Genomic DNA, 5,668 nt, shown 5'->3' on the forward strand with positions numbered 1-5,668 from the left:
ATCGGTTGATATACCAAGTGCACGATGAAAAAGTGTCGATCCTTGTTGTCGCTATAGGAAAAAGAGATAAATCAGAGGCGTATAAAGACGCTGGAAAACGAGTTTAACCGTTTTTTGATAAACAGTAGTTATTGCGTTTATGCTTTTGATTTTAAAGATTAAATTTAAGATTTTTCATTTTTGTTTCACTTGAAACAAAAATGAAAAAACCTGTGTCTAAAAAGATGAAATAGATTATTTATAAAGGCACCGGAAAACGAGTTTAGCCGTTTTTTGGGGTTAGTTGCCCATCCCCTCTTAAATCTTAATTTGACACTTATTTAATGCCACTTGTAATGATTTATTTAACATAAATTCTCCCGTAGTTCCTCCACCGTAATTAGGCACCTGGCTAAAACCTAATGTGCGATAAATCAAAGTATTACCTTTTAACATCTCTTTAAGGATAGCTTTTGCTTTGTCGCCAGTAGCTGCAGTATAAGGGGAAAACATTTTCCCAGTCGAATTCATCGCTACTTTATAAGAGTTAATAACCAGTTCGCGCTGCTCTGCCGGAAGGTTTTTAGTGTATTCAGAGATGACATCTACTTGAGGGTTATCTTTCGCACTCACTGAGGTTTCAACAGGGGTTTCATTTGTTGAAATATCCCAAGCTTTGTTTTTATCAATTCGTAATTGAATGTCGCCTACCGGCACTTTATATTTTCCACCACTTTTAAGTCCTACTCGCAACTCACCATGGACTACTTCAATAAATGGGTATAGGTGGTTTGTATAAGTGTATACAGAAGATTGGGTATATAAACTTCCAGTAGTTACTGAGCAAGCAGTTTGATCAGTAAAAGGGTCAAAATCAGTGCTCGCTATCCACTCAACTTTTGGTTTAGTGGCACAGCTTGTTAATAAAAAAACACTTACTAAAGTTAAACAATACTTCACTTTTATATCCTTATTAAAATTCGACACTGGTGCCGATGAAAAGCTCATTTTTCTACTTTATATAGTTTTAACAAATCACCTAAGATATTACTATTTCTAAATTTTATATTGTATTTAGCAAGTGCCATGACGATATCTCGCTAATCCTTATTGTTCGCCTGCAGGAACTGCACCCAATCTGAGTGTGAACCGGGTAAAAACAAACGCTTTGATGGGCACAAACGGGGAGTTTGTCCTGAGAAAACGTATTTAACATAAAAACCGGTATGGGCTATCGCGGCCTTTTTGGTGTTTGGGCTGAATTTAGATATGAAGGCTGTATTTTGTGGGTAAAGTGACACTCTATGGTTTTCAAGGGTGCACTTGCTCAGCTTATTTTTTTGGCGTAACCTAAGCCCTAATAAAACAAAACCCCGATTCGTAGCATCATCTTGGCGGAAGAACTACGAGATCAGGGTTCGAGATAAATCTCAGGAAGAATAATAACACATGAAAAACACTTCACAAGTCAAAGCCGCCATAAGCGCGGTGGTAATTGAATAACAGTGCTCAACAGCTCTCACTTTTTGAGCAGCGTTTACCTAAAAAGCCGTACCATACAGACGAGTTCGCGAATGGCTTAGCGATTGCCCGCGCTCAGAACGCTATCAAATCACGTTATATCCAAGCGAATGGCCCTACTCATAAATACTGGTTAGTGTTTGACGTAGACAAATCGAATGCATCTTTAGATTGGTACGATTCAGGTGCACCCGCACCCAATATTATTGCGACTAATCGCGAAAACGGCCATGCACATTTGATTTACGGCCTTGAAGTTTCTATCCGAACGGCACCAGATGGCCGCAGTGCGCCATTACGCTACGCTGCAGCCGTGGAAAACGCGCTAAGAGAAAAGCTTGGTGCCGATATAGGTTACGCTGGCCTTATTTGTAAGAACCCTTTAAATCCACATTGGCAAGTCTCTACATGGGAGCCGTGCTTATATAATTTGGATTGGCTCGCTGATTATGTCGATTTGAGCGCCTACAGTGGCCGTAGGCGACTTCCTGACTACGGGTTAGGGCGTAACTGTAACTTATTTGATTACCTCAGTACGTGGGCTTACAAAGCGATTAGGCAGGGGTGGCCGGAGTACGAACGTTGGCTCGAAGCGTGTTTAACCAGAGCTGAGGGTTACAATAAAAAAACATTCAAAGAGCCTCTGCCGCAAAGTGAAATTAAAGCCACAGCCAAGAGCGTTGCGCGATGGACGCATAAGAACTTTAGCGCAGCCGGCTTTAGTGATTGGCAAGCTAAACAAGGTGCTAAAGGTGGTAAGGTTTCTAAACGCCCAACATCTAATGGCAAATCAAAGTCGGAGCTACAACCAGAGGTTTTAAGACTCAAAGAGCAAGGTTATTCAAATCGTGATATAGCACAGGATTTGGGCATTTCAGCAAGCACAGTTAGCCTTTATTTAAAGCAATGATTGTAGTGATCGAATAAGCCCTATCAGATAATAGCCTTTTTTGGGTTTTCTTACATATTACAGAGAGGTGATTACTTTTGAGTAACGTAGAGTTTTTAGCTGAGTGTCAATTTATTCGTTATCAGCGTTGTTATGACCAATATTGGCATCATGTTATTTTTAAAGTTCGATACGGAAAGTGGCCTTCTAAAGAAGAGAAAAAACAAGCACACATAATTTTTCAAGGAATTAATCATGTTTCTCAGGAAACTATTGACTATTTGGCTAAATATTGGAATGAGTCTAAGTTTTAGTTATCATCTTTTATCAAACTAGGGTGGTGCTTTTTAACGAATTTAAATAGTTCATCCTGATCTACTTTAAGCTTATCTACCTTTCGTTTATAGCGTTGCATAGCTTGGCTAGCGTGAAGTTTACTTATTTCTTCTTTTGATTTTAAATCCTCTGCTTCGGATTGCTTAGCTTTTGCTTCGTTTACCAATGCTATTGCTTCTCTTTTTAATTTCTCAGTACTGCGCTTTTCATTTTCAGCTTCAATTAATTTTTGTTGAGCTCTATCCTGTAGTCTTTCTGCTTCTGCAAATTCATCGTTGAGTGCGCTTTTCGCAGTTTCTTCTGCACTATTAGCCTGCTCTATTTTGTTTTGTAACTGCTTTTTATATTCATTTAAGTCATGTTCGTTTTTAGCTTCAAGGGATTTGATTTTACTACTTAATTCAATGTTTATGAGTCTGTGCCCACAGAAAAAAAACAAAAGTATAAATGCTGTTCCACCAACTAATGCACCTGTAGCTAAGGCTAAGCTGTTATCCCATACGTTTTCCCAGCCTAATTTTGTACTGCTGGTACTTTTAAATGTAACCGTTAACTCGCCATCAGCACTTTCGGTGTAAGCGAATTTTTTTAGATTGGGATAAAATTTCACATCACCACTAACCCTACTTTCGTAGTAATTATCGAGAGATTGATACCCAAAATAACCGGCTAAACCTAAAGCAATAACAAGAGCGAAAAGGTATTTCATCGTAAGTAAACCTCTGTGATATCCGGTCTAAAATGCCCCATTTCTTGGCTAACAGTTTCTAGACGCGTAGTGTAATTTAATCTTTGATTTTGTAACTCGGACATACGTTCTTGAGCGTATGAATGACGAACGCCATGTGCACCAGATGACCACCCAAGAGCACGATTTGATGCTGCAGAAAATGAGTTAGACCAGCGTTGGCCACCTGCAATATCATACTGAGAACGATAATTTATGTCTCTGTCTCTTACAGTGTTTGCTGTGTCCAGGCGTTTGCTTTCTAAGCGTTCTGAAAGTGAATGAGGTAAAACGACTTCTCGTACAAGACCGCCTTTTCCTTGTACGGTGTAACTCACTCCATCACGACCATTAAATTTACTTTCTAGTGCAGGTCTGTTTGATGGGGCTCGCTCTTCTATACGTTGTAACGTCAATAATTCATGTGCTCGTAGTCCAGCTGCATATGCAATTTCTGTTGCCAGTGCGTTACGTTCATTTTGTGCGGAGGCTATGGCGTGTACTTGCTCTGGAGTATAAGAGCGGCTGGCTTCTATGGTTTCACGCTTTGATTTTATTGAAGCGTCTAGTTTATCATTTTTTTCCAGTACTTTTGTAACGTTGTGCATCATGCACTGTATTGCTTGGCGCTCCATATTTAATTGCGATTGACGAACTTCTTCAGCGCGGATATTCAAGTATGAATTGGCGGTTTCTGGAGTCAGACCTCTTAATAAGTCACCCAGCCCATATTGCTGCATATTATTTGCTACACTTTCCAGTGCCCCACGATAATTATCAACCGTTCTTATGGAGTCTAATATATTGTTACGTGTGAAATCCTTGGTGACAGAAAACGCTTGCTGCTCAGGGGTTTTTACACTAAATCTTGCCATGAATATCTTTACTTTTTAACCAGCGATGAACAGTAGATTCCGCTACTATGAAGCGTTTTCTTTTGCTTAACCAACGTGTGATCTCCGCTATTGTCGATCCGCGTTGGCGCAATCCTTCTATCTCAGCATAATACTTATCTAACCTTGATTTACGCTGGCTATAGCTGCGTTTTTTGCGTAGCTTTGAATCTTGTTTTAACTCTGCAACTTCTTTATCTAGATCAAAATTGGTCATAATTTCTCTTTGTAAGTCTAACTGGAAAAGCTGTCGCTTAACTCAGCGGTAACTGAATACCTATTCGCCCCTGTTTTGCAATATCGTTTGCATAGGTTCGGACTGTTCTCACCTTAAACGCATCAATTAAAGTTGATAAGACTTAAGCTTTACGAGCTTTAGAACGGATTTTCTCTTTTCTGAGAAGCGTATAGCCTCCAAATTTATTGTATGGATTCAGTACTGAAATGGTTTTTTTCAGTCTCGGTTTTGATTGGTACTAACCGGAAAAGTACGGTGCTATAGGCACTACTCTTTAAGAGCTTCCTATATTACAAGCAACAAAAAAAAAGTCAAAAATAAATCAATTTCACGCAATGCGTTTTAGATTTTGCGTGAAATTTATTTATGGCTCCAAATCGCTGGGTTACAGCTCGTTTTACGAGTTGTACCCAGCGATTTGGAGGTTTGCACAATTTTCAACTTTTTCACGCTGTTTTGGCAGGGGCTAACGCGCTGCGCTTGTTGGCTCACAAAAACGTTTAAAATCGCCCACAGGCGATTTTAATCCGTTTTTGGAGCTTGCAAAGTTGTGTCAGTGGAATACAATGGTGTATACAATTGTAATTACAGGTGCGTTATGGCTACTATAAATATTCGTGTGAATGATGATCTGAAAGTGCGTTCTTACGCAGCGTTAGAAAAATTAGGAATAACGCCATCAGAGTTATTGAGACAAACACTGGAATACGTTGCACAAAGAGAAAAACTGCCGTTTAAATCTGTGCTGCTAACAAGTGAAGATGAAGCGCTTATTGCTGTGGCACAAGCCCGTTTAGCTGATCCAAAAACCGGAGTAAAGGTCTCGCTAGATGACCTATGAGTTAGAATTTGATCCCCGTGCGCTTAAGGAATGGCGTAAGTTAGGCGCAACCGTGCGTGAGCAGTTTAAAAAGAAGTTAGGTGAAGTACTGGAACAACCAAGGGTTGAAGCTAACCGACTACGAGAACTCCCAGACTGCTACAAGATTAAATTACGTCAAGTTGGGTATCGGTTGATATACCAAGTGCACGATGAAAAAGTGTCGATCCTTGTTGTCGCTATAGGAAAAAGAGATAAATCAGAG

At 39.7% G+C, this 5,668-nt stretch carries 8 protein-coding genes; 4 read left to right on the top strand and 4 right to left on the bottom strand.

All coding sequences use genetic code 11. The features are described 5' to 3' along the window. Positions 1-297: 297 nt before the first annotated feature. On the bottom strand, positions 298-987 hold the full coding sequence (locus tag AAEY68_RS20385) for a hypothetical protein (RefSeq protein WP_350586768.1): 690 nt from the start codon (positions 985-987) through the stop codon (positions 298-300). Positions 988-1,474: 487 nt separating this feature from the next. Here AAEY68_RS20385 and AAEY68_RS20390 point away from each other — a divergent pair, with 487 nt between their 5' ends. Together AAEY68_RS20390 and AAEY68_RS20395 are read left to right on the top strand one after the other, a co-directional pair. After that, positions 1,475-2,410 carry a replication initiation protein gene (locus AAEY68_RS20390; RefSeq protein ID WP_350586769.1) on the top strand — a complete coding sequence of 312 codons (936 nt, stop codon included), beginning with the start codon at positions 1,475-1,477 and terminating at the stop codon, positions 2,408-2,410. Between the two features lie 77 nt (positions 2,411-2,487). Next, on the top strand, positions 2,488-2,703 hold the full coding sequence (locus tag AAEY68_RS20395) for a hypothetical protein (protein WP_350586770.1): 216 nt from the start codon (positions 2,488-2,490) through the stop codon (positions 2,701-2,703). Here AAEY68_RS20395 and AAEY68_RS20400 read toward each other — a convergent pair. From AAEY68_RS20400 to AAEY68_RS20410, 3 genes are read right to left on the bottom strand one after another with little or no spacing between them, the layout of a single operon-like run. After that, positions 2,700-3,434: a hypothetical protein gene (locus tag AAEY68_RS20400; protein WP_350586771.1), complete on the bottom strand. Its 735-nt coding sequence runs from the start codon at positions 3,432-3,434 to the stop codon at positions 2,700-2,702. The two genes, AAEY68_RS20395 and AAEY68_RS20400, sit on opposite strands and share 4 nt — an antisense overlap. Beyond that, on the bottom strand, positions 3,431-4,327 hold the full coding sequence (locus AAEY68_RS20405; RefSeq protein WP_350586772.1) for a site-specific integrase: 897 nt from the start codon (positions 4,325-4,327) through the stop codon (positions 3,431-3,433). The genes AAEY68_RS20400 and AAEY68_RS20405 overlap by 4 nt, the downstream gene beginning before the upstream one ends. Beyond that, complete coding sequence (locus AAEY68_RS20410; RefSeq protein ID WP_350586773.1) at positions 4,314-4,562, bottom strand: hypothetical protein; 249 nt, start codon at positions 4,560-4,562, stop codon at positions 4,314-4,316. The genes AAEY68_RS20405 and AAEY68_RS20410 overlap by 14 nt, the downstream gene beginning before the upstream one ends. A gap of 619 nt (positions 4,563-5,181) precedes the next feature. Between AAEY68_RS20410 and AAEY68_RS20415 the strand changes: the two genes are divergently transcribed. Both AAEY68_RS20415 and AAEY68_RS20420 read left to right on the top strand, forming a co-directional pair. After that, positions 5,182-5,424 (top strand): type II toxin-antitoxin system RelB/DinJ family antitoxin, encoded by a 243-nt coding sequence (locus AAEY68_RS20415; protein WP_165734371.1) that lies wholly within the window; start codon positions 5,182-5,184, stop codon positions 5,422-5,424. Continuing rightward, the coding region (locus AAEY68_RS20420) for a type II toxin-antitoxin system RelE family toxin (RefSeq protein ID WP_350586774.1) at positions 5,414-5,668 on the top strand (255 nt) is incomplete at its 3' end. The genes AAEY68_RS20415 and AAEY68_RS20420, both read left to right, overlap by 11 nt.

It is taken from the genome of Pseudoalteromonas sp. RB2-MNA-CIBAN-0110, assembly GCF_040309305.1.
GTDB classification, from domain to species: Bacteria; Pseudomonadota; Gammaproteobacteria; order Enterobacterales; family Alteromonadaceae; genus Pseudoalteromonas; species Pseudoalteromonas arctica.

Bases quoted from the DNA above. Each gene is read 5' to 3' on its own strand.
- AAEY68_RS20385 (WP_350586768.1), bottom strand. From the start codon at position 987: ATGAGCTTTTCATCGGCACCAGTGTCGAATTTTAATAAGGATATAAAA.
- AAEY68_RS20410 (WP_350586773.1), bottom strand. From the start codon at position 4,562: ATGACCAATTTTGATCTAGATAAAGAAGTTGCAGAGTTAAAACAAGAT.
- AAEY68_RS20405 (WP_350586772.1), bottom strand. From the start codon at position 4,327: ATGGCAAGATTTAGTGTAAAAACCCCTGAGCAGCAAGCGTTTTCTGTC.
- AAEY68_RS20400 (WP_350586771.1), bottom strand. From the start codon at position 3,434: ATGAAATACCTTTTCGCTCTTGTTATTGCTTTAGGTTTAGCCGGTTAT.
- AAEY68_RS20415 (WP_165734371.1), top strand. From the start codon at position 5,182: ATGGCTACTATAAATATTCGTGTGAATGATGATCTGAAAGTGCGTTCT.